Below are 20,216 nucleotides of genomic sequence, written 5' to 3' on the forward strand. Positions count from 1 at the left end.
GCCCTCCGCCTTCCGCAATCCTTCTCTCGCACGCGTCACCTGCGGATGGCGGCGACGGCGTCGCGGCGATCCCCGTTCCAGTCGCCCGCGACGATCGAATCGCTTGCGCGGCCGAATGAGAACGCCGTCTCGGCGGGCCCTCCCTTCGTCGCATTCGTCGCGAAGAGGATGTGCCCGCGCCTGACCGACACCGTGTCGCGGCCGTCGCCGTCCCAATCGCCGACGAGGGGAACGTCGCCCGTGCGGCCGTAGCGGTAGGCAACGTCGGCCTCGCCGCCTCCGAGCGCATTCCTCAGGTAGACGCCGTTGCCGCGCCGCACGCCGGGAGTGGCTTTGCCGTCGCCGTCCCAATCGCCCACGAGCCCGACGTCGCCCTCCCTCCCGTAGGCAAAGGAGACGCCCGCCGGCCCCGAACGGGTCAGGTCCGTTTTGGCGGCGAACAGATGCCCCTTGTGGAGAACGAGGTCGTCCTTTCCGTCGCCGTCGACGTCGCCGACGAGAATCTCGCCGGAGTCCGCCCCCTCGAAGGTCACCGTAGAGGTTGCGCCTCCGCTGCGATTGACGCCGTAGAGGGTGAAGGCCGCGCCGTTGCGCACGCCGAGGGTCGCGATCCCGTCGCCGTCCCAGTCTCCGGCGATCGCCTCGCCCGGCTGGGCGAGGACCATGCCCAGCTTCGCCCGGTGCGTGGCCAGATCGTCGACGAAATAGGCCGTGCACGTCCCCGACTCAATGCAGGGGTCGGCGATCGGCTTGGCGGCGTCCGGATCGGAGGGGCGCGGGCGAGGTGGCTGAGGCGCCTTCCCCACGTTGACTCCGACCTTGACCGGGTCGTGGTCGGAGGAGCGGAAGGGGCCGCCGTCCCACAGCTGCTTGACGTTGTAGTTGTTCCGCGAATACTCGAAGGCCGGCGATTCCATCGCGTTGACGCTCCACACGTCAGCGCCGGCCACCATGCGGCGGGCGGCGTCGTTCGCCAAAACGTGGTCGAGAGAGCCGACGGCGCCGCCGAACTGATACGAATGGTCTGCGCGCCCAATCGAATCGCGGACCTTGGAGTAGCCCGCGTCGCGCAGCGCGAGAATCGGGTCCTCCGCCGAATACGAGTTGAAATCGCCCACCAGGAACGTCGGGCGGTTTCCGTACTGCTCCTTCGCCCACTGCGCCAGCGCCTTCGCCTGGGCCGTGCGCAGACGGTTGTTGTTGCCCTGATAGGGATCGCTGTCGTTCGGGTAGGCGCTCGCGAGGGACCCTTTCGACTTGAAGTGGTTCGCCACAACCGCGAAGACCTCGCCGCGAGGCGCGCCGGCGGCGTCGAGCGCGCGCCACTCTTGGCCCAGCGGTTCGCGGGCATATCCGGTGAATTCCTTGTTTCCCGTCAGAATGCGGGATTCGCCCACCGGCTCGACTTTGCCTTTCTGGTAAACGAAGGCGAGGCGTATGACGTCTTCGGAGGCGGGAACCTTCGACGGCGAAGGAACATACGCCCACTGCTCGCGGCCCGCACGCTCGTTCAGCGCCTTGACCAGGGCTGCGAGCGAGGCGTCGCGATCGTGGCCGAATTTAGAGGAGGTCTCGATCTCCTCAAGCGAGACGACGGAGGCGTCGAGGCCTGCTATGGCCGAGACGATCTTCTGCTGCTGCTTTTCGAACGCCGCCTTGCTGTATGCTCCCCGCACGTCGCATCGATTGGCGGTGACGGGGTTGCCCTCGCGGTCGTCGTAGGACTTGCACCCGGCCTCCGATTCGCCGAGGTCGGTGAAATAGTTGAGGACGTTGAATGAGGAGACGGTGACGTCGCCCCCCACGTTCTCGGGCGCGGCCCTGCGCGTGTTTTCCACCTCGACGTACTCGGAGGACCTGTCCCCCGCCTCCTCGCTCGTCACAGGGGAGACGGGCTGAAGGTTCCATTGCTTGCGAAAGTCGAGGACGGCGGGCTTCTTCAGCGAGATCGCCGATCCGACGCGCGCGGGGCTCTGCTGCGACAGATACGGCAGCGGGACTTCGGGATGCGCGTTCTTCGCCCCCGTGTAGGCCCACGAAAGGCCGTCGTCGAGGGTGAGCGAGCGTGCGGCGTTAGCAGCCGAGAGCTTCTCGATCTGCTCGCGGTCGGCCGTGGGGTTGAAGACGTCGGAGGGCTGGCGCAGCGGCTCCTCGCCGAAGGCCACGCCCAGCTGGCCGTAACGGTTGGTTTCGTAGTTGTTCGAGATCGTCATGCGGGCGCGAACGTCCACGAGCATGCCTTCGAGGGCTTCCTTGCCGACGTCGTCGGGGACCGCCGTCAAAGGGACGGGGACCGGCGGGGCGGCCTTCTCGTCCAGCTTGGAGAAACTGGACGCGTTGATTTCGGTAAGGCTGTGGAACTCGGTCACTTTGCCCTTGACCTCGACGTACTCGCCGATCTTCGCCGAGGAAGCAAGCTGGCGCGAATGGACGAACAGGCCGTCGGAGGCGCCGCGGCGGCCCGCTCCCCCGCTCCCGGGCGTTTGAATGTAAGCGCCGTCGAAGCCCCCGGTCGGATACACGGCGGTCACCACGCCCCGGGTCGTCACCGTCTGCCCCGCGAGCGGGCTCGCCTGGCCGGTCCCTTGAATTTCAGATATGGCGATTGCGCCGTTTGCCGGGGCCGTCGCCCCTTCGGCGGCCGACGTTCCCGCCAGCCCCAGCGCCCAAGCGAGCGCGAGCGCACCAGCCGTGCGCGCCGCCGCACGTCCCGTCATCGCGACGTCCATCTATTGTTCCCTTCTTTCCGCGCCTCCCGCGAGGCGGCGTGACCCGATTGCGACCAGGTTGCCACCAGATCGTTACAAGACTACTCCCGACATCACGGGAAAGCCGCGTCATCGCGGGCATTGTCGCAAACCGACCCGGCCGTGGGGATCCGCGTCGGCGCGCAAACCGAGCTCGCCGCTCGAAACCGTACTTGCGCAAACGCCTCCTCGCCCTCCCGCCCCGATCGGACGGCGTGGACGACCGTGTCCGCGGCTTTGCCGATGACGAAGGCGCCCGCTATGCCCGCCAAAGCCACCGCGACCGACGACAAAGCCACCGCGACCGAAAACACCGCGACGATCGCGTAGTACGGCGCGAGATTTCTCGTGAAGCGCAGAAGGCGCGCGAGACTGCCTATAGTTCCCTCCCAGGCTCCGCCTAGGCCGACATTGCGGCTTCGGCGAGATACCCTTTGCCCATGCGCTGCCGTTACCTGGAGTCCGACCTGTGCCATTCGTGCACCCGGGCGAACGTCGCCTACGCCGAACAGCTTGCCGCGAAAGACGCCTCCGTCCGCGCACTCCTAGAGCGGTCCGCCCGCGCGAACGGCGCCGCGGCCCCCGACGTCGAATGGAATCCTCCCTTCGCCTCTGCCGAGAAGGGCTTTCGCAACAAGGCCAAGCTTGCCGTCGGCGGCACGCTTTCAAACCCCACCCTTGGAATTCTCGGATCGGACAAGCGCGGCATCGACATCGCCGGCTGCCCCCTGTACGAGCCGGCCGTCGCCTCCGGCATCGAGCCTTTGCGGGAATTCATCGGCTTGGCCGGGCTGACGCCCTTCGACGTTCCAAGCGGCCGCGGCGAACTCAAAAGCGTCATCCTCACGGGCTCGCCCGACGGCGAGCTCATGGTCCGCTTCGTTCTGCGCTCCACCGAATCCCTCGTCCGCATCCGAAAGCACATGAGCCTGCTGCGTCAGTGGCTTCCCCGCATCGCCGTCGTCTCCGTCAACCTCCTGCCTGAACGGAAGGCGGTGCTCGAAGGGGAGAAGGAAATCCTCCTCGGCCCCGAGCAATCTCTGCGCATGGACTTGGGCGACGTCGCCCTTCGCCTTCGCCCTCAGTCCTTCTTTCAGACGAATACGCGCGTGGCCGTCGGGCTCTATCGCCAGGCGCGGGAGTGGGTCGGCCTCCTGTGCGACGCCGCAGGCGGGGGATCGGACGATTTGGAGGCGAAAGGCGCGGAGCCGGCGGATTCGGAGGCGAAGGGTGCGAAACCGGCGAGTTCGGCCTCAGCCGGCGGGCGGCCGATCGAACTGTGGGACCTCTACTGCGGGGTCGGCGGATTCGCCTTGCATTGCGCGGGGCCGGGCCGCCGCGTGACCGGAGTGGAGCTTTCCGCCCAGGCCGTCGAGAGCGCGAGGGCGTCGGCCGCAGCCGCAGGAATCGACGCCGACTTCATCGTCGGGGATTCTCTGTCTGCCGCGCGCGAGCTGGGCACTGCCGACGTCGTCGTGGTCAACCCACCGCGTCGAGGAATCGGCGGTCTCGCCTCGTGGATCGACGCCTCGCAGATTCGATTCGTTCTCTATTCAAGCTGCAATCCCGCGAGTCTGGCGGCCGACGTCGCCAGCATGCCGAGTTTCAGGCCCGTCCGCGCCCGGGTCTTCGACATGTTTCCTCACACCGGCCACACGGAGACCCTCGTGCTGCTCGCTCGCACGCCGAGGCCGGAGCCTCGGCGTCTCCCGCACCACTCGAGGCGCAGTTCTTGAAACTTTCCTACCTCGGCAGATTGCCTTGAAATGACGGGACTTCTTCGCGCGCGACACTGTGTCGCCCGAAGATCCACCCGTAGGTGGAGGGATGGCCGGGCGAGCGGCTCGTAGGCTTATTACCAGAACCGGAGATACAGCGGTTAATCCGCTGGCCCACACGCTCACCTCGGTCTCAACTCGATATATGTTTAAGTGTTCCGGTTGAGAGATACGCACTCACCGCGTAACGGGGTGGGGCCGTGTGAACGCAAGTTCACACGGCCCCACCCCGTCATTACACCTCAGTGGGTTTTGCCTGGTTCAGACAGCGTCGTCAAGCCCGGTTTCGCGCGCATCCGAAACAAACTCGGCTCCGCGCGCATTCCGCTCGGGCCTCCACACCACGATTTCCCCGCTCCGCCGGGGTTTCGCATCCGGCAGCTGAGAGCGGATGCTCTCGCGTGCGACGACGAACACGCTCCCGTCGCCGCCGACGGCGAAGACCCTGCTTTCGCGGCCCCGCTGGCCTTCCAACTCTTTCTTCTGCTCGGCCACCACTTTTTCCAGCTGGCGGATGTGTTGGCGCAGTTTCTGCTCGCGGTCACGGGCCAGCATGAGCTTCGCGATTCCGGCGAGGTTGACGCCTTCGTCTTGGGAGAGACGCTGGATTTCGAGGAGGCGGTCGACGTCGTTCAACGAATACCGCCGCCCGCCCCCTCGAGTCCGCTTGGCCTGGACGAGGCCGAGCCTGTCGTACTGGCGCACCGTTTGAGCGTGCATGCCGGCCAATTGTGCCGCCACGGACACGGTGAGAACCGCCGCATCGCGCCCAGCCATCGTCAACTCCTAGCCAAAGTGGCGAACTCTGCGCGAGGGTCGGCGTCGCTCGTGGCGTCCGCGAACTCCTCGACGGCCCTGCGGGCGTCCTCGGAGAGCTTTTTGGGGACGACGACCTTCAAACGGGCATACATGTCCCCGCCCTTGAGACCCTTGCCGCGGACCCTCAAAAGCTTGTCGGTCGAGGAGCCTTCGGGGATTTTGACGGACACGGTCTTCCCGTCGAGCGTGGGGATCTTCACGGTTGCGCCGAGGGCTGCCTCCGAAAAGGAGATCGGCACATTGACGTACACGTCTTTGCCTTTGAGCTCGTAGACCGGATGCTTCTCGACGTTGACGGTCACGAGGATGTCTCCGTCGGGCCCGCCGTTGACGCCGGCTCCGCCTTTGCCCGGCACACGGATCTTCTGTCCGTCCGTCACGCCCGCCGGGATCTTGGCCGTGACGGAACGCCCGCTCGCCGTAGTGATTTTCACTGCGGTCCCCGATGCGGCCTGCCGCAAGGGAATCGACACGCTGGTGACCAGATCCTCGCCCCGCGAGGCCCGGCGAGACGAACCGAAGCTGAAGCGTGATCCGCCGCCGCCCGAGCCGCCGAACATGTTGAAGATGTCTTCGAACCCGCCGGAGGAGGCGTTCGCCCCTTGCGCATGCCTGCGGAAGGAACCTCCCGAACCGCCGAACATCGAGGAAAACATGTCCTCGAATCCTGCGTCGCCTCCCCCGCCGGCGGTGAAGCGGGCACCGCCTGCGCCGAAGGCGCGGATTGCGTCGTACTGCTTGCGGTCCTCCTCGTTGGAGAGGACTTGGTAGGCCTCGCCTACCTCCTTGAACCGTTCTTCTGCAGCCGAGTCTCCCGGATTCTTGTCGGGATGGTACTTGCGGGCAAGTTTGCGGTAGGCCTTCTTGATGTCCTCTGCAGAAGCGTCTTTCGACACCCCCAGAGCCGAATAGAAATCCTTGCCGATCCAATCCTGGTTAGCCATCGCCCTTCACCTCCTTCGTTGTGTGCAACGCGATGTTCACTCGGGGGACACCACTGCGACGCGCGCCGGGCGCAGGACCTTCTCGCCGATCCGGTACCCGGGCTGAATGAGTGTTTCTATCGTTTCCGCCTCCGCTTCGGCCGACGTCGAATGCATGAGCGCCTCGTGCAGGAGCGGGTCGAAAGCGTCTCCGACCTTTCCGTAGCGCTCGACCCCAAAGGAGGAGGCGAGCGTCGACTCGAACTTCTCCGCGATCGCGCCGAACGGGCCGGTCAGATCGCCGTGCTGCCGGGCGAGCTCGACGTCGTCCAGAACCGGGAGCAGCGCCTCGACGACGGAGGCGACTCCCTCCTCGCGGCGCACCGCGCCCTCCGCCTTGGAGCGGCGGACGTAGTTCTTGTACTCCTGCTCGAGGTTGTAGAGGTCGGCTCCGCGCCTGGCCACCTGGTCCTCCAGCGAGGAGATCGTCGCCATCGCCTCAGCGAGCGGATCGGTCAGATCGGCCGGATCGGTCGAGTCAGCCGAGGACGTCGGCGCCGCCGGGTCGGCCTGCGCCTCTTCCGCCGAGGAGGCTCCGTCCGGGCCTCCGTCCTCAGCGGCGGTCGCCTCCGGGCCCGTCTGTCCAACGTCGGGCCCGGCCGGGCACTCGTCTTGCGGCCCCGGGGCCGGGGCGGACTCGAACTCCGCCCCGGCCTCGTCGAACTCTTGGTTCGTCACTTCTTCTCCTCATCGTCGACGATCTCGGCGTCCACGACCTCTTCGTCACCCGCCTGGGCGCCCGCCGAGGACGCGTCGGCGGAGGCCCCGGCGTCGGCCTGCTGCGAGGCGTACATGGCCTTGCCAATCTCTTGGGACTTCTCGTTGAGCTCGGAGAGAGCCGACGAAACGGCGTCGAGGTCCTCGCCCTTGAGGGCTTCGCGGACCTTCTCGACCGCCCCGCGCACATCGCTGGCGACGTTGTCCGGGACCTTGTCGGCGTTGTCCTTGAGCAACTGCTCGATCGAGTAGACCGTTTGCTCGGCCTGGTTGCGGACCTCGGCCTCCTCGCGGCGCTTGGCGTCCTCGGCCGCATGCTCCTCGGCTTCCTTGACCATACGCTCGATCTCTTCCTTGGGAAGGGCCGAGCCGCCGGTGATCGTCATCGACTGCTCCTTGCCCGTCGCTTTGTCCCGAGCCGAGACGTGGACGATGCCGTTGGCATCGATGTCGAAGGTGACCTCGATTTGCGGAACGCCCCGGGGCGCCGGCGCGATGCCGGTCAGGTCGAAGGTTCCGAGCAGCTTGTTGTCGCGGGTGAACTCACGCTCGCCCTGGAACACCTGAATCGTCACGGACGGCTGGTTGTCCGTCGCGGTGGAGAAGGTCTCGCTGCGCTTGGTCGGGATCGCCGTGTTGCGCTCAATGAGCTTCGTCATGATTCCGCTGGTCCCGCCCAGGCTCGTCTCGATGCCGAGGGAAAGCGGGGTGACGTCAATGAGCAGCACGTCCTTGCGGTCGCCGGAGATGACGCCCGCCTGGAGCGCGGCGCCGACGGCCACGACCTCGTCGGGATTGACGCCCTTGTTGGGCTCCTTGCCGCCGGTCAGCTCCTTGACGACGTTCGTCACGGCCGGCATACGGGTCGATCCGCCGACCAGCACGACGTGGTCGATGTCGGAGACCTTGATTCCCGCGTCGCGCACGACGTTGTGGAACGGCTCCTTCGTGCGTTCGAGGAGGTCCTTCGTCATCTCCTCGAACTTCGCCCTGGTCAGCGTCTCATCGACGTGGATGGGGCCCGATTCCGACATCGAAATGTAGGGCAGCGAGACGTTGGTCGACGTCGTCGAGGACAGCTCCTTCTTGGCCTTCTCGGCGGCTTCCTTCAAACGCTGAAGCGCGATCTTGTCCTTGGAAAGGTCGGCGCCGGACGCTGCCTTGACCTGCTCGACGAGCCAGTTGACAATCCGCTCGTCCCAGTCGTCGCCGCCGAGCTTGTTGTCGCCGGAGGTGGCGCGCACCTGGATGGTGGAGAATCCGTCGTCGTCCTTGCCCACCTCGAGGAGGGAGACGTCGAAGGTTCCGCCGCCGAGATCGAAGACGAGGATCAGCTCGTCCTCCTTGCCCTTTTCAAGACCGTAGGCGAGGGCCGCGGCGGTGGGCTCGTTGACGATGCGCTGAACGTTGAGCCCGGCGATCTGGCCCGCGTCCTTCGTGGCCTGGCGCTGGGCGTCATTGAAGTAAGCCGGAACGGTGATGACGGCGTCGGTCACGGGTTCGCCGAGGTATGCCTCGGCGTCCTTCTTCAGCTTCTGCAGGATGAAGGCCGAGATCTGCTGCGGCGTGTAGACGGTGCCGTCGATGTCGACCTTCCAGTCCGTGCCCATGTGGCGCTTGACGGACGAGATCGTGCGGTCGACGTTCGTGACGGCCTGCCGCTTCGCGACCTCTCCGACGAGGACCTCGCCGTTCTTCGAAAAGCCGACGACCGAGGGGGTCGTGCGCGATCCCTCGGAGTTGGCGATGACGGTCGGTTCCCCGCCCTCGAGGACGGAGACGCAAGAATTCGTTGTGCCGAGGTCGATGCCTAGTGCACGTGCCATGTGTTTTCTCCTTTTCTGCGAGCCTGGCGGCTCGAAACTCTATGAGCCTGTCGGCTCTAAGCCTCATGCACCCCAAGTCTGGCTCGCCGGCCGGGTTATGTCCAGTCGACTCTCCATTTCTTGAGTCCAATTAACTCAACTTTCACCGCGGGCGGATTATTCCCGCATTCGACGAGGAGTTTTCTTCCCGCGTCGTTTTGAAGCCCTTCGACGTGGATTCAGAGCATTTCGGACACCCCGAAGCGTCGGACATCGAGGCGTCCGGAGCCGGCCCTTCCGGCTCGCCGCGCTCGGCGTCCTGAAGGGGATAAAGGAACACCCCCAGTTCCGAGCACCGAGGGCGGGAACAAACATACTGATAGTTCGCATCAAGCGACGCTATCGTCGCACGCACAAGAACGCCCCGGCACTCCGGCCGGCCCTCAAAGAGGAGAAAAGACACATCATGCACATCGTTAAAGAAACAGACGCCGAGCAGCGCCGAAGTCGGCGCAAAAGCACGCGTGCGCCCATCGCGGCGTCGTCAATCGCTGCGCTCGGCGCATGCTCAGGCGTTTCAACCAAGAACGACCCGGAGGCCGAGCGCATCGTCAAGAGAGCCATGCAAGAGGAGAAGGACCCGACCGAGCTTCCTTTTGGCGCGAAGGACATATCCGGCGGCGAAGACACGACTGTCGTAGCCAAAGTACAAATTAGCATCTCAGGTTTCGACGACCGTCGAAAGGCTGCATTCGACGCGGCCTGGCGGACGGATGCCGACAAGAAGCTCGGAGTTTTCACTTACAAGGCGGATAGAGGGAACGGAAGAACCTTTGACCTGAGTCTGCACGTGCAGCAGACAAACGGCGTTTACGTCGTCTATCGTCAACTTGACGGTAAGTGGGTTCGAAAGTCATGCCGGCGAAAAGAGCTTATCGACGCATTGGAAGATAAGACCATGTCACCACATACTGCAAACCTCCTGAAGAACGTAAAAGGACTGACTCACGCAAAATCAGGAAACACTCACGTCATAAAGAGAATTCTCGACGCAGACCTTTCTGAACGTAAAAGAGATTACAATATTGCGTTAAAGCGAATAAAAAGTACTCAAGATTTACAATGAAGGCAAATCGAAAAAATTATGCCATACACGCATTCAAAGGGAACGTGATAGGGACCGTAAGTGAGGGAGCAGTCAGAGGAAAGATGGAGATAGACATCGACATAAAGGCAGACAAAACCGCCCCCGTCCGTCTGTCGCTCCCCGAAGAAGCCAAAGACGCCCCGGAGGGAGACCCTTTCGATGACTCCAAACCACAGACGAACCTTCCGACCACGAGCCCGACACGACGGACGAACCCTCCGACTACGAACCAGAGACCACAGAAGACCCCGCCGACGGCGGATCAGAACCCGCCGAAGATCCTGTCGATGGCGCGGAGGCCGCATGAGACAACGCGGAACGGGAATGGGAACAGGGCTTCCGAGATGCGACAAGCGACACATTTGAGGGAAAAGGCCGCTTCGCGCGGCCACCGTGCGCCGAGATCCGACAGTTCAGGAAGCGGCACGCGGCGGCTCGCCGACGTCGAAGAGGCCGTCTTTGCCCAGGAATTCCATACCGCCATTGGCGAAAACGACCGCGCGGCCGCCCGCGCGCCGACGCGCCTGCGCAACTCGGCTGTTCCGCGCCAAGCGGCAAATGCGCCCCAATAGAAACTTCGGCAGAAAAAGCGCTCGGGGTAGGACTCACCACGCAGGCGGTGGCGACATTCGCCCGTCTTCCGTTAGGGTCGAACAAAACCCGCACGATAAGGAGTGAAAATGTCCCGCAAAGCGATCGCAGTCGCAGCCGTCGCCGCCGTGTTGACGGTTTCCGCCTGCTCCAGTGAAAAGACCGCTGACATCGACGGCGCAACCCTGATGTCGAAAGTCAGTTCAAAGCTCTCTTCAAACACACAAAAAGGCGACAAGATCTTCACGAAGGACGGCGTCCTCACCGCTTCCATCGACTTCGAGGCCAAGGCGCCCTCGTCCAGTGGGATTAAAGAGGGCAAGGCGAAAGGCGACCTGGAGATGAAGGTCGATTCCGAGAAGCACGGAATCGCGATCAAGGCCAAGGGAGATTTCAAGGGCAAGGCCTTCAAGGACGTTTCCAAGGGGATGTCCGACAAGGGCTCCGGCTCGATTGAGGCTTACGGCGAGAAGACCAACGACGGCGGATACAGAGTGTACTTCAACGCAAACGACAAGCAGTGGAAGTACACCTCTGTGGGGAAGTCGGATTACCAGTCTTTCCTGAACGAGGTGCAAAAGTCCGCGAAGCAGCAGAGCGGCAACCTCAAAGGCAAGATTGACAAATTCATGAACGACGCGAAGCAATATGTCGACATTGACGTCAAAGAGAACGGAGACGATTACATCGCAACCGTCACGCCTAAGGATGTCGTTATCAACCAGCTGGTTTCCCAGGCTGGTAAAGAAGGCGTCAAGATCAATAAGAACGACGTCAAGGTCAAGCTTGTCGTGACCACCAAAAAGTCGGACTACTCCCTCAAAGAGCTGAAGGCCGACGTGGACATCAAATCCACGGACGACAAGTTCTCCCTCAAAGGCAACGCCAACATGAAGATCGAGGAGAAGGACGTTTCGATCGACGTTCCCAAGAGCGCCAAGAACGGCACGTCCGTTCCTCTTCAGGAATTGCTCGGCTCCTCATCCTCGAAGGCATTCTCACAGGACTGAGGCACTCCCAACCAAAAGCGCCAGCCTTGGGGTCGGATTCTCCGGCCTCGGGAGCGTGAATCCCGGAAACCCGAGCTGTCACTATGCCCTCGAAGCCCGACCGAGGCCAGTATCACGCATGGTTTCGGTCGGGGGCGGGCCGGCTGCACGCAAGCCGGCCCGCCCTTCTGTCTTTGCCCGGACCAAGCGCGCCGTCTCAGATTGAGGGCGATGAGAGCAGCCCGGCGCCTATACGGTAGAATGCCTTTCGGCATCCCCCACGCAGGAGCGCAGTATGACCTTTCGCCACTCTCTTTCTCGAGCCCTATGCGCATCTTTGACGCTTCTCGCCTTGGCCTCATGCTCAGACGGCGGAGCTTCCCCGAGTCACGAAAGCACCGCCGACCCCAGGGACGTTCTCGACGCCGCCGTCGCGGACACAAGCCGGAGCAAAAGCGATCCTTTCGGCATTGGCAAGCACGATAAAACAATTAGCGAGACCGAGGCCGTCTCCTATGAGGCGTCAACAGAAAAGCGGGAGAGGAAGACTTCGAAGAATATCATCATACGAATCGACGCCGATTCTCGCGTCGCAGAAGCCAGAGGGACGCTCAAGGCCACTGACGCAGCGGGACGGCCCAAGGAGCGCAGCCAGGAGCGACTCAGCTACTACGACGGCTCCGCCAAAACACCGACCGCTTATTACAACGACGAGGGATGGCACAAGACGTCTCGCACACCGGATGGGAACGCGCCTTTCGACGTCGTCCCTGTCGACATGCCGTCCTTCAAACGACTCAAGGACCTCACAATCACGGAGGTCGGTCAAACTTACGTCATCACGGGAAAGCCGCATTCGGACGACGGCGGAAACGGTTCGCACACGGCGGGCGTCGTTGATCCGTCCAAAAGCATGGTCTCGGTGACCATCGACAGGAAGACGAAGAGAATCGGCTCGATCGAAAGCCGCATCGTCGTCATGCGCGACGGCAAACGCGCCTTCGAGGCGAAAAAGTCTCTGAAATACGACTGGAGCCCAGTCGACGTCGTCGTGCCGCCGGAGGCCAAATCGGCTCCGAGCGCCACACCGACCACAACTCCGACTGCCGCCGCTACGCCCACGGGCCTCGCACCGAGCAGCAAGGCCGCGTCCGCAAACGGCTAATCGGCCGACGGCCGCCTCTCCCCCGCCCTGATCGGCGCCTGGATGCCATTGCCGACCGGCGGCATTGGGCATGTGCCAAACGGTGTGAACGCCGCAGGAAAGTTGGCCGCCCGATTGAAGTCAATTTTCACGGGGCCGGCGCCGCCCCCCTCTGGGGCATCGAAGGAGACATATCGCCAGTCCGCCGTTTCCACGCCGTTCGTCCCGTCATAGAAGACCGCCGTCAACGTGGACGAATCTCCTTGAACCACGAGCTTCGCCGAGGCTCCCGCGTAGACGAACTCAACGACGCCGACGATGTGGGCCACGCCGGGCACCGCGGGATTCGCGGTGGTGATTGGGATGTCCCGAGGCTCGTCAAAAGGCTCGAACGTCCCCTTCACGACAGCCGACGGATCGTAGCCGTACACAGGCACGCCCTTGAACCTCTGCCGCGTGGGAGCGAGGGAATCGCGGACCCGAACGGCGTATCGCCCCCCTCTTTTCGCGACCTCCGCGACCTTCGTTCCGTGCTTCAGGGAGGTTTCGGAGTCTCCGTCGTCGAGTTGGAAGACGACCTCCCCCTCAACCGGCACACCGTTTTGTGTGACGCCGTCGGCGGCGGTGAACGCCGCATAGACCCCCTCTCCGTCGACCGCCCGCCACGTGCCGAGAAACCCCTCCACGGGCCCGGCGGCGGCGGGGATCCACGTCAGGGAGGTCAAGCTCAGCCATCCGTGTTCGGAGGCCAAGGCCTCGTTTCGCTCATTGCGCCATTGATTCCATGCTTTTTCGGCGTCCGCCGTCTTCTGCGCGTCGGCTGCTTCGTCGGCGTGCGCTGCTATTTCGGCGTCCGTTCCAACCACTTCGGGGTCCATAAGCTGATTGTACGCACGTGGGAGGCCGTTTGGCTCGGTGGCGAGAGAAACCACATTGTGACTGGAACCATGCATTGCCGCTTTGCCCTTGCAAGAGGCGGGAGGTAAGCTAAGTAAGTCTTAGTTGACACGCGCTCATAGCTCAATGGATAGAGCATCTGACTACGGATCAGAAGGTTGGGGGTTCGAGTCCCTTTGAGCGCGCCGAGGCTCCGCACTGGTCGACGCGATCCCGGTGCGGAGTTTTCGCTGCCTTGAGTTTTAAGACTATTGTTGAAACTCGAACGGCCCGACATACGCGACATCGGCGGAGACGACGTTGACTTCACGATCACAGACATCGCCGAACACTGAGCTTCTCGATCCTCTGCGCATTCAGTCCGCCCGAATGCGCAGAGGACTCAGTCAGGCGGAGCTCGCACGCCGGCTGGGGCTGACCGATCGAACCGTCCACAGGTATGAAACCATCGGCGCTCCCACCCGTATGGGACCCAAGCTGTCGGAAACTCTTGGGTTCCCCGACCGTTTTTCGAGCGCCGTCCATGCGTCGAATTCGATGCGAAAGCCATCAGTTTTCGTGCGAGGCGAACAACAACGAAGCGGCAGCGCGCGGCCGCTATATCGGCGGGCAGCTTCGGCATTGAGGTAGACCTGTGGATTTCCCAACGCTTTGGCCTGCCCGACGTCGCTGTGCCCGACATGACGGGTGAATTACTTTAGGCTTTAGGACCTCGATCGCATGGATTCAGCGTGTGACGCGCGGCGAGGGATCCTCGGGGATCTTCGGATGATTCGGATCCGGATTGTCGCGCGTGAACGTCGACCAGTTGGGCGTCGGCAGGGATATCGACGGCGTCGGAACGGATATACGGGAAGGCGAGGGGATCGAGGGCATTGGCACGGGGCTCGGGGCGCAGCGCGGCAGGCCGCTTCCCGGGCGCGTCGAGCAGGCCGACGGCGCCCTCGTGCCTCCTTCCGACGGCGCCGTGGCGGCCGTCGTCGACGGACTGGGGCTCGGTTCCTCAGAACCGCAGGAGGCAAGGCCGCCCATCCCGATCGCTCCAGCGACGAACACGACGCAGAGAATAGCCGGAGAGGCGACATAACGGGTTTCGCGCATATGCATATAGGCAATGTACCCGAGAGAGGCGGAAACAGAAACCAAACACGTAACAGGCGCATCGGCAGAACCAAGGGTTTGCAGGCGCCTCGGCCGAGGCTTTCCAACCCGCGTTTTCCGGCATTCTGGCAGGTGCGCCTCCGTCGTCAGCCGCCCGCACCCGCGTTCGCAAAAGCTCAGGCCGCGGCGCGCCTGCTCTTGAGGAAGCCCCGCAGCCCGCGCGGCGAGGCGAGCCACACCGCGAAGAAGAGAAAGCCGCCGGTCGCCACGACGGTCGCCCCCGAAGCCGTGTCGAACCAGTAGGAGACGTAGACGCCCACAATGGTCGATGTCACAGAAAGCGCTGGGGCGATGAGCAACATCTTCGAGAATCTCTGGGTGATGAGCAGCGCAGTCGCCCCGGGCGTAATCAAAAGCGTCACGATGAGAACCGCGCCGACCGCCTGCATCGCCGTCACGACGGTCATCGCCAGGCATACGAGCAGCAGCGCGCCCATGCGCCACGCCGGGAGGCCGATGGCTTGCAGGTGGACCGGGTCGAAGGCGTAGGCCGTGAGGTCCTTGCGCTTGAGCAGCAAGACGGCCCCCGCCAGCGGCCCAAGGATGAGCACCTGCCACATGTCCGCCTGCGTGATCCCCAGCAGATCGCCGAAGAGCACGTGGGAAAGATTGATGTTCGAGGGATTCTTCGACACGAGCACGAGGCCTATGGCGAAGAGCGTCGTGAAGACGATGCCCATGCTCGCGTCCGACTTGAGGTGGGACGTTTGCCGCACCGCGAAGATGAGGCCGACGACGAGGAGCGCGGCCGCGAGCGCGCCGACGGAATACGGGATCCCGAGCATGTGGGCGATGACGACTCCTGGCAGAACCGCGTGCGAGAGCGCGTCGCCCATAAGGGACCAGCCGACGAGGACGATCCAGCAGCTGATGATCGCGCATACGGCTCCGGCTATCGCTGTGACGACGATTCCGCGGACCATGAACTCGTAGGTCCACATCCTCCCGAAAGTCTCCCACAGATCAGGCATCGCCCTTCTCCTTTCCGTGCGGGGCGTTGGCCGAAGCGTCCGGACCCGCCACGCCGTCGGTTTGAGCTGCGCCGCGCTCGCGGGCCTGAGCGCCGGTCACGCCGAAGGCGCGGCCGAGATTTTCCGGGCGCAGAGCGTCCTCGACGTCGCCCTGGAAGACGACCTCGCGCAGGAGCAGGAGCGCCTCGTCGCACAGCTCGGACATCCCGTCGAGGTCGTGCGTGGCGACCAGCACCGCTGCGCCGCCGGCGGCAAGGTTGCGCACGAGCGAGACGATCGCCCCCTCGCTCGGCTTGTCGACGCCGGCGAAGGGCTCGTCCATGAGCAGCAGCCTCGCGCCCTGGGCGATGGCACGGGCGATGAAGACCCTTTTGCGCTGGCCTCCCGACAGCGCGCCGATCTGCCGATCGCGCAGCTCCGGCACGCCGACCATGTCGAGGGCCCGGTCGACCGCTTCGACGTCGTCGGGGCGAGGGCGCCTCGTCCATCCCATTCGCCCGTAGCGGCCCATCATGACGACGTCGGCCACGCTCAGCGGGAAGTCCCAGTCGACTCCCTCGTTCTGGGGGACGTAGCCGACCAAGCCGTCCTTGCGGGCCGAACGCGCGGACTCCCCGTACACGGAGACGTCCCCGGTCGAGCGGACCGTGCCGACGACCGCTTTGATGAGCGTCGATTTCCCGGAGCCGTTCATTCCGACGACGCCGCACACGCGTCCGGGCCTGAGCGAGAAGGTCACGCCCGTCAAAGCCTTGACGGGCCCGTACGAAACGCGCAGGCCTTCGACCGACAGCGCGGCCTCCGTTCGCCGTCGCGGTTCGATTTCGCTGCGTCGCCTCATGATGCCCCGCCGGCCAGCCCGGAGGCGATCGTCTTCGTGTCGTACTCGAGGAGTTTCAGATACGTGGGAGCCGGGCCTTTCGCGTCCGTGAGCGAGTCGACATACAGCGTTCCGCCGTATTTTGCGCCGGTCGCCTGGACGACGGCATCCATCTTGCCCTCGACAGTCGATTCGCAGAAAACTGCGGGAATGCGGTTTTTCTTCACGCTGTCTTGAACGGCCGCAACACGTTTGGGCGTCATCGCGCCCTCGGCGTTGACGCCCCAGAGGTAGTGCTCGGCGAGCCCGTAGTCCCTGGTCAGGTAGCTGAACGCCCCCTCGCACGTCACGAGCGCCCGCTGCTCCTGCGGGACCGCAGCGAGCTTTTTCTGCATGTCGTTTGCGATCGCGTCGAGCCTGGCCTTGTACGCCTTTCCGTTGGCCTTGAACTCCTTCGCATGCGACGGGTCGAGCTTGGAAAAGGCCGCGACCATGTTGTCGACGTAGATCTTTGCGTTTTTCGGGCTCATCCACGCGTGGGGATTGGGCTCGCCCTTGTGATCGCCTTCGGCTATGGGGATGGGCGTCACCCCTTTGGAGGCGACGACGGTCTCGGCTCCGGATTGCGAGGTGAATTTCTCAAACCAGCGCTCCAAGCCCAGCCCGTTTTGGATGACGAGGTCGGCGTCGGCGCCGCGCCTGATGTCCTCCGGGCTCGGTTGGTAATCGTGTATTTCCTCGCCGGGCGAGGTGATGGACTCGACGCGCAGTCGATCGCCGGCGATCGACTTAGCCATGTCCTTCATGACGGTGAATGTGGTGAGCACCAGAGGGCGGGAATCGGAAGAAGGCCGCGCACTGCACGCGGCCAAGGCGAGCGCCGCAGCCAGGACGGCGGCTGCGCCCGCGAGTCGATGGGCGGGTTTTCTGAACCCGCTGTACTTCGTCATGAATCTCATGATATTTCGGTAGACCGAAAACTAGTGGGCCACAGGTCCTATTGAGAATCGATCTCAAGTTGTTTGCGAGGGGTGAAAAGGGCGGCGGCCTCGGCGCTCCGCAAACGGAGCTCTTGGACGAAATGCCGGCGAAAGCCGCGTTCAGACTGAACTCGGGGACGGTGGAGGACCCGAGGCGCTTGGCGTCGGAGTCGGCATCGTCGCAGTCGGCGAACTCGTCGGGCTTGGGCTCGGTGCCGGGCTCGTGAGAGTCGCCGTCGGGCTTGTCGAAGTCGGCTCCGGGCTCGCGGGCGCGGGCGACGTCGGCTCGGCGCTCGGCGAGGGGCTCGGCGAGAGCGTCGGCTTAGGAGCGGGCTTGACGGTCACCGTTGCGGAGGCCGCGTCGTCTTCGGAGGCGACGCCGTTGCCGGGAGTCGAATCGACGTCCTTCTGATCCGCGGCTGCGATCTCCGCCTCGTTGACGAGGCCGCCCCCTCCTGTGGCGCGCGCGACAATGGAAATTTCGGCGGACTTCCCGGGCGCCAAGGTTCCGACGTCCCACACGCCCGTGGCAGAGTCATAGGGGCGGTCTGCGGATACGAAGGTCAGACCCTTGGGAAGGCGGTCTTCCACCTTCACGCCGGTCGCGGTCCCGGACGGAACGCGGTTGAAGGAGTAGGAGCCGTCGGCACCCGTCGTCGCCGTCGCCACGACTGCCCCGTCGTGGTCGCGAAGCTCAACCTTCGTCCCCTCGGCTCCCGCTTCGCCGCCGCCCCTGGCGCCATCGCGATCGGAATCGCGGTAGACGCTGCCGGACACCGACTGGAGGACGTCCAGCGAGGCCTTCGAGCTGTTGTTGGCCGCATTGTCGTCCTTTTGGTCAAGGGACTCGAGCGACGCGGCGTTCGTCACCTTCTTTCCGGCTGCGGCAGATGCGATCTTCACGCGGACGACGAGGGTCGCAGAGGCTCCAGCGGGCAGCGAACGCGCGGCCTGTCCGTCGGGGAAGAGGGTCCACAGGCCGGTCGCCGCGTCATAGGACCCGACCGCGGCGCCCGATTCGCGAACTCTGCGCGGACGGCGCGCACGTCGCCGAACGACGCCGGCGAGTCGGTCCAGTCGTCGACGCACCCGGCCGGCCCGGCGGCCCTCGCGGCGCCCTGCGCGGTCGCCTCGCCGCGGCATGCGTTCTCCGAAGTCGAATACTGAATTTTCACCTTGTCCCGCGGGACGTCGGAGTCGGCCACGGCAACGGGCCCGGCCAGCCGCGGCTGCCACTGTGAGCCTCGGGCGTTCGAGGCGGCCGGCCCCACTCCGCGGTCGCCGAGGTGGGGAAGGACGTCGTAGAGGACGACGTCGTCGGCGTTGACGTGCCCGACGGCGGGAACGCCCGTGTACTTTCCGGTCGCGTCCATAGCGGCGGCGTAGGAGGCGCGAAGAGTGTAAATGACCTCGACCCCCTTGACGGGAGGGACGATGTGCCCGGATTTGAGTATGGACAGGTCGGCCGAGCCGTCGACCGTCGTGGACGCCTTCGCGCTCGCCTGCGTCGCGGAGCTTGCGGCAAAGGAGGCCTCGGGGGCGATCGTCGGAGGGGCGACGACTCCCGTCGTGTTGGTGGCGGCCGCAAGGACAGGCGCGACCTCGGAGTTCACCGCCCCGTCCGGGTTGGCGAAGCGCGGGACGTCGACCGTCAAAACCGCGTCGTCGCAGTTGGCGTCGGTCGATGCGCAGGAGAACTCGACCGTGTAGACGACGTTGTGCCGGTCTCGACCGTCCGCGCATTCGGTGTGAGGGTCACGCGCAAGGTCGGGGCGCCGCCCTCGGCGAAGCTCGCCGACCCCAATCCGAAAATGAGAAGCGCGGATACTAAGAAACTAAAATCCTTCGGCGTCTCCTCGATTGGGCGCGGGGCGAGACGGTGATCGACATGAAAATCCCTTCCGGCGTCATAGGTGAGAAGCGCGCAGATGCACCTCAACCCTACCGTCTGCAACAAGCGGTAGTCACTAGCCCGCTATAAGCCTCAGGGATGATAAAACAGAGCGATTCGCACTAAATCGATTCGATTTTGGCTGACAACGCCTCTAAATTCTCGAAACAATGCCCGAGGAAACCCAATTTCTTTGCGGCCTCGACGTTCTTCGGGGAGTCATCGACGAACAGCACGTCCTCGGGGGCCAGTTTCCGCCCGGCGGACTGCGACAGCCGCGCGAGGGCGACGGCGAAGACCTCTTCGTCGGGCTTGGCCAAACGCAGGCGGCACGAGAAGAGGACCGGGTCGAAGAGCTCGTCGATCCAGGGGTTGTGCCACCTCGTCCACCCGACGAAATCACAGGGTATGTTCGAGAGCATCCCCATCGTCAAGCCGGAGCGGTTGAGGCCGCGCGCGAAGGAGACCATCGCCTCGTCTTTGACGCCCAGCGCCGCAAGGTCGGCCGCGAGGGCCGCCTGCCAATCGATGTCGACGCCGGTCTCGGCGGAAATCCTCGCCCAGTATTCGCGCGAGCCAATGGCCCCCGCGTCGTATTCGACGCGATTTTCCCCGCGGTAGGCGGGAAGGAGGACGTCAGGTTCAACCCCCACCGTTCTCGCCAGCGTTTCAAATGATGTGCGTGATTGTTCGGATATGAATAATCCGAAAAGATCGAACAGAAGCGCGTGCATGTACCCAGATTAATTGACATACAGTTTATTTGCATTAGCCGT

The 20,216-nt window shown here is 64.1% G+C and carries 20 protein-coding genes and 1 tRNA gene; 9 read left to right on the top strand and 12 right to left on the bottom strand.

Going from position 1 to position 20,216, the window contains the following annotated elements:
- Positions 1–35 precede the first annotated feature (35 nt).
- Positions 36–2,729, bottom strand: a complete 2,694-nt coding sequence (locus tag A4H34_RS01410; protein WP_064230824.1) for an ExeM/NucH family extracellular endonuclease — start codon at positions 2,727–2,729, stop codon at positions 36–38.
- Between the two features lie 141 nt (positions 2,730–2,870).
- Between A4H34_RS01410 and A4H34_RS01415 the strand changes: the two genes are divergently transcribed.
- Positions 2,871–3,077: a hypothetical protein gene (locus tag A4H34_RS01415; RefSeq protein ID WP_197480384.1), complete on the top strand. Its 207-nt coding sequence runs from the start codon at positions 2,871–2,873 to the stop codon at positions 3,075–3,077.
- A 110-nt stretch (positions 3,078–3,187) separates the two neighbouring features.
- A complete protein-coding gene (locus A4H34_RS01420) occupies positions 3,188–4,483 on the top strand; it encodes a methyltransferase domain-containing protein (protein WP_064230826.1) in 1,296 nt (431 codons plus the stop codon).
- 303 nt (positions 4,484–4,786) lie between these two features.
- On the opposite strand, the gene A4H34_RS01425 is transcribed toward A4H34_RS01420, so the two are convergent.
- Genes A4H34_RS01425 through dnaK form a run of 4 tightly spaced genes read right to left on the bottom strand, consistent with a single transcriptional unit; the run spans position 4,787 to position 8,870 of the window.
- Positions 4,787–5,302, bottom strand: a complete 516-nt coding sequence (locus A4H34_RS01425) for a heat shock protein transcriptional repressor HspR (protein ID WP_064230827.1) — start codon at positions 5,300–5,302, stop codon at positions 4,787–4,789.
- A 2-nt stretch (positions 5,303–5,304) separates the two neighbouring features.
- Positions 5,305–6,288 (bottom strand): DnaJ C-terminal domain-containing protein, encoded by a 984-nt coding sequence (locus tag A4H34_RS01430; RefSeq protein ID WP_009198244.1) that lies wholly within the window; start codon positions 6,286–6,288, stop codon positions 5,305–5,307.
- A 36-nt stretch (positions 6,289–6,324) separates the two neighbouring features.
- The gene (gene grpE / locus A4H34_RS01435) at positions 6,325–7,005 is read right to left on the bottom strand and encodes a nucleotide exchange factor GrpE (protein WP_064230828.1); all 681 of its coding nucleotides are present in this window, start codon (positions 7,003–7,005) and stop codon (positions 6,325–6,327) included.
- On the bottom strand, positions 7,002–8,870 hold the full coding sequence (gene dnaK / locus A4H34_RS01440) for a molecular chaperone DnaK (RefSeq protein ID WP_064230829.1): 1,869 nt from the start codon (positions 8,868–8,870) through the stop codon (positions 7,002–7,004). The genes grpE and dnaK overlap by 4 nt, the downstream gene beginning before the upstream one ends.
- Before the next feature lie 445 nt (positions 8,871–9,315).
- On the opposite strand from dnaK, the gene A4H34_RS01445 reads away from it, so the two are divergent.
- The 3 genes from A4H34_RS01445 to A4H34_RS01460 all read left to right on the top strand — a co-directional run bounded on the left by A4H34_RS01445 (position 9,316) and on the right by A4H34_RS01460 (position 12,741).
- Positions 9,316–9,975, top strand: a complete 660-nt coding sequence (locus A4H34_RS01445; protein WP_064230830.1) for a hypothetical protein — start codon at positions 9,316–9,318, stop codon at positions 9,973–9,975.
- A 701-nt stretch (positions 9,976–10,676) separates the two neighbouring features.
- Positions 10,677–11,597, top strand: a complete 921-nt coding sequence (locus tag A4H34_RS01455; protein ID WP_009198237.1) for a hypothetical protein — start codon at positions 10,677–10,679, stop codon at positions 11,595–11,597.
- Positions 11,598–11,871: 274 nt separating this feature from the next.
- Positions 11,872–12,741, top strand: a complete 870-nt coding sequence (locus A4H34_RS01460) for a hypothetical protein (RefSeq protein WP_064230832.1) — start codon at positions 11,872–11,874, stop codon at positions 12,739–12,741.
- On the opposite strand, the gene A4H34_RS01465 is transcribed toward A4H34_RS01460, so the two are convergent.
- Positions 12,738–13,598: a DUF1684 domain-containing protein gene (locus tag A4H34_RS01465; protein WP_197480385.1), complete on the bottom strand. Its 861-nt coding sequence runs from the start codon at positions 13,596–13,598 to the stop codon at positions 12,738–12,740. The two genes, A4H34_RS01460 and A4H34_RS01465, sit on opposite strands and share 4 nt — an antisense overlap.
- A 131-nt stretch (positions 13,599–13,729) precedes the next feature.
- Here A4H34_RS01465 and A4H34_RS01470 point away from each other — a divergent pair.
- From A4H34_RS01470 to A4H34_RS01475, 3 genes are all read left to right on the top strand, one after another.
- Positions 13,730–13,802, top strand: a tRNA-Arg gene (locus A4H34_RS01470).
- Between the two features lie 115 nt (positions 13,803–13,917).
- Positions 13,918–14,247 (top strand): helix-turn-helix domain-containing protein, encoded by a 330-nt coding sequence (locus tag A4H34_RS11525; RefSeq protein ID WP_407946296.1) that lies wholly within the window; start codon positions 13,918–13,920, stop codon positions 14,245–14,247.
- A 154-nt stretch (positions 14,248–14,401) separates the two neighbouring features.
- Positions 14,402–14,704: a hypothetical protein gene (locus A4H34_RS01475; RefSeq protein WP_064230833.1), complete on the top strand. Its 303-nt coding sequence runs from the start codon at positions 14,402–14,404 to the stop codon at positions 14,702–14,704.
- A gap of 190 nt (positions 14,705–14,894) precedes the next feature.
- Here A4H34_RS01475 and A4H34_RS01480 read toward each other — a convergent pair whose 3' ends face one another.
- The 5 genes from A4H34_RS01480 to A4H34_RS11145 all read right to left on the bottom strand — a co-directional run bounded on the left by A4H34_RS01480 (position 14,895) and on the right by A4H34_RS11145 (position 19,204).
- Positions 14,895–15,749 carry a metal ABC transporter permease gene (locus A4H34_RS01480; RefSeq protein ID WP_064230834.1) on the bottom strand — a complete coding sequence of 285 codons (855 nt, stop codon included), beginning with the start codon at positions 15,747–15,749 and terminating at the stop codon, positions 14,895–14,897.
- Positions 15,742–16,590 carry a metal ABC transporter ATP-binding protein gene (locus A4H34_RS01485; RefSeq protein WP_009198231.1) on the bottom strand — a complete coding sequence of 283 codons (849 nt, stop codon included), beginning with the start codon at positions 16,588–16,590 and terminating at the stop codon, positions 15,742–15,744. The genes A4H34_RS01480 and A4H34_RS01485 overlap by 8 nt, the downstream gene beginning before the upstream one ends.
- Positions 16,587–17,528: a metal ABC transporter substrate-binding protein gene (locus A4H34_RS01490; protein WP_407946297.1), complete on the bottom strand. Its 942-nt coding sequence runs from the start codon at positions 17,526–17,528 to the stop codon at positions 16,587–16,589. The genes A4H34_RS01485 and A4H34_RS01490 overlap by 4 nt, the downstream gene beginning before the upstream one ends.
- 141 nt (positions 17,529–17,669) lie before the next feature.
- Positions 17,670–18,527: a DUF11 domain-containing protein gene (locus tag A4H34_RS11140; RefSeq protein ID WP_231870989.1), complete on the bottom strand. Its 858-nt coding sequence runs from the start codon at positions 18,525–18,527 to the stop codon at positions 17,670–17,672.
- Positions 18,449–19,204: a hypothetical protein gene (locus tag A4H34_RS11145; protein ID WP_064230836.1), complete on the bottom strand. Its 756-nt coding sequence runs from the start codon at positions 19,202–19,204 to the stop codon at positions 18,449–18,451. The genes A4H34_RS11140 and A4H34_RS11145 overlap by 79 nt, the downstream gene beginning before the upstream one ends.
- Before the next feature lie 63 nt (positions 19,205–19,267).
- Here A4H34_RS11145 and A4H34_RS11150 point away from each other — a divergent pair, with 63 nt between their 5' ends.
- Positions 19,268–19,432, top strand: a complete 165-nt coding sequence (locus tag A4H34_RS11150; protein WP_197480386.1) for a hypothetical protein — start codon at positions 19,268–19,270, stop codon at positions 19,430–19,432.
- A gap of 130 nt (positions 19,433–19,562) precedes the next feature.
- Here A4H34_RS11150 and A4H34_RS01505 read toward each other — a convergent pair whose 3' ends face one another.
- Entirely contained in the window at positions 19,563–20,174 is a 612-nt protein-coding gene (locus tag A4H34_RS01505; RefSeq protein ID WP_064230837.1) for an HAD-IA family hydrolase, read from the bottom strand.
- Between the last annotated feature and the right edge of the window lie 42 nt (positions 20,175–20,216).

The organism is Peptidiphaga gingivicola (genome assembly GCF_001652275.1).
In the GTDB taxonomy this organism is placed as follows: Bacteria; Actinomycetota; Actinomycetes; order Actinomycetales; family Actinomycetaceae; genus Peptidiphaga; species Peptidiphaga gingivicola.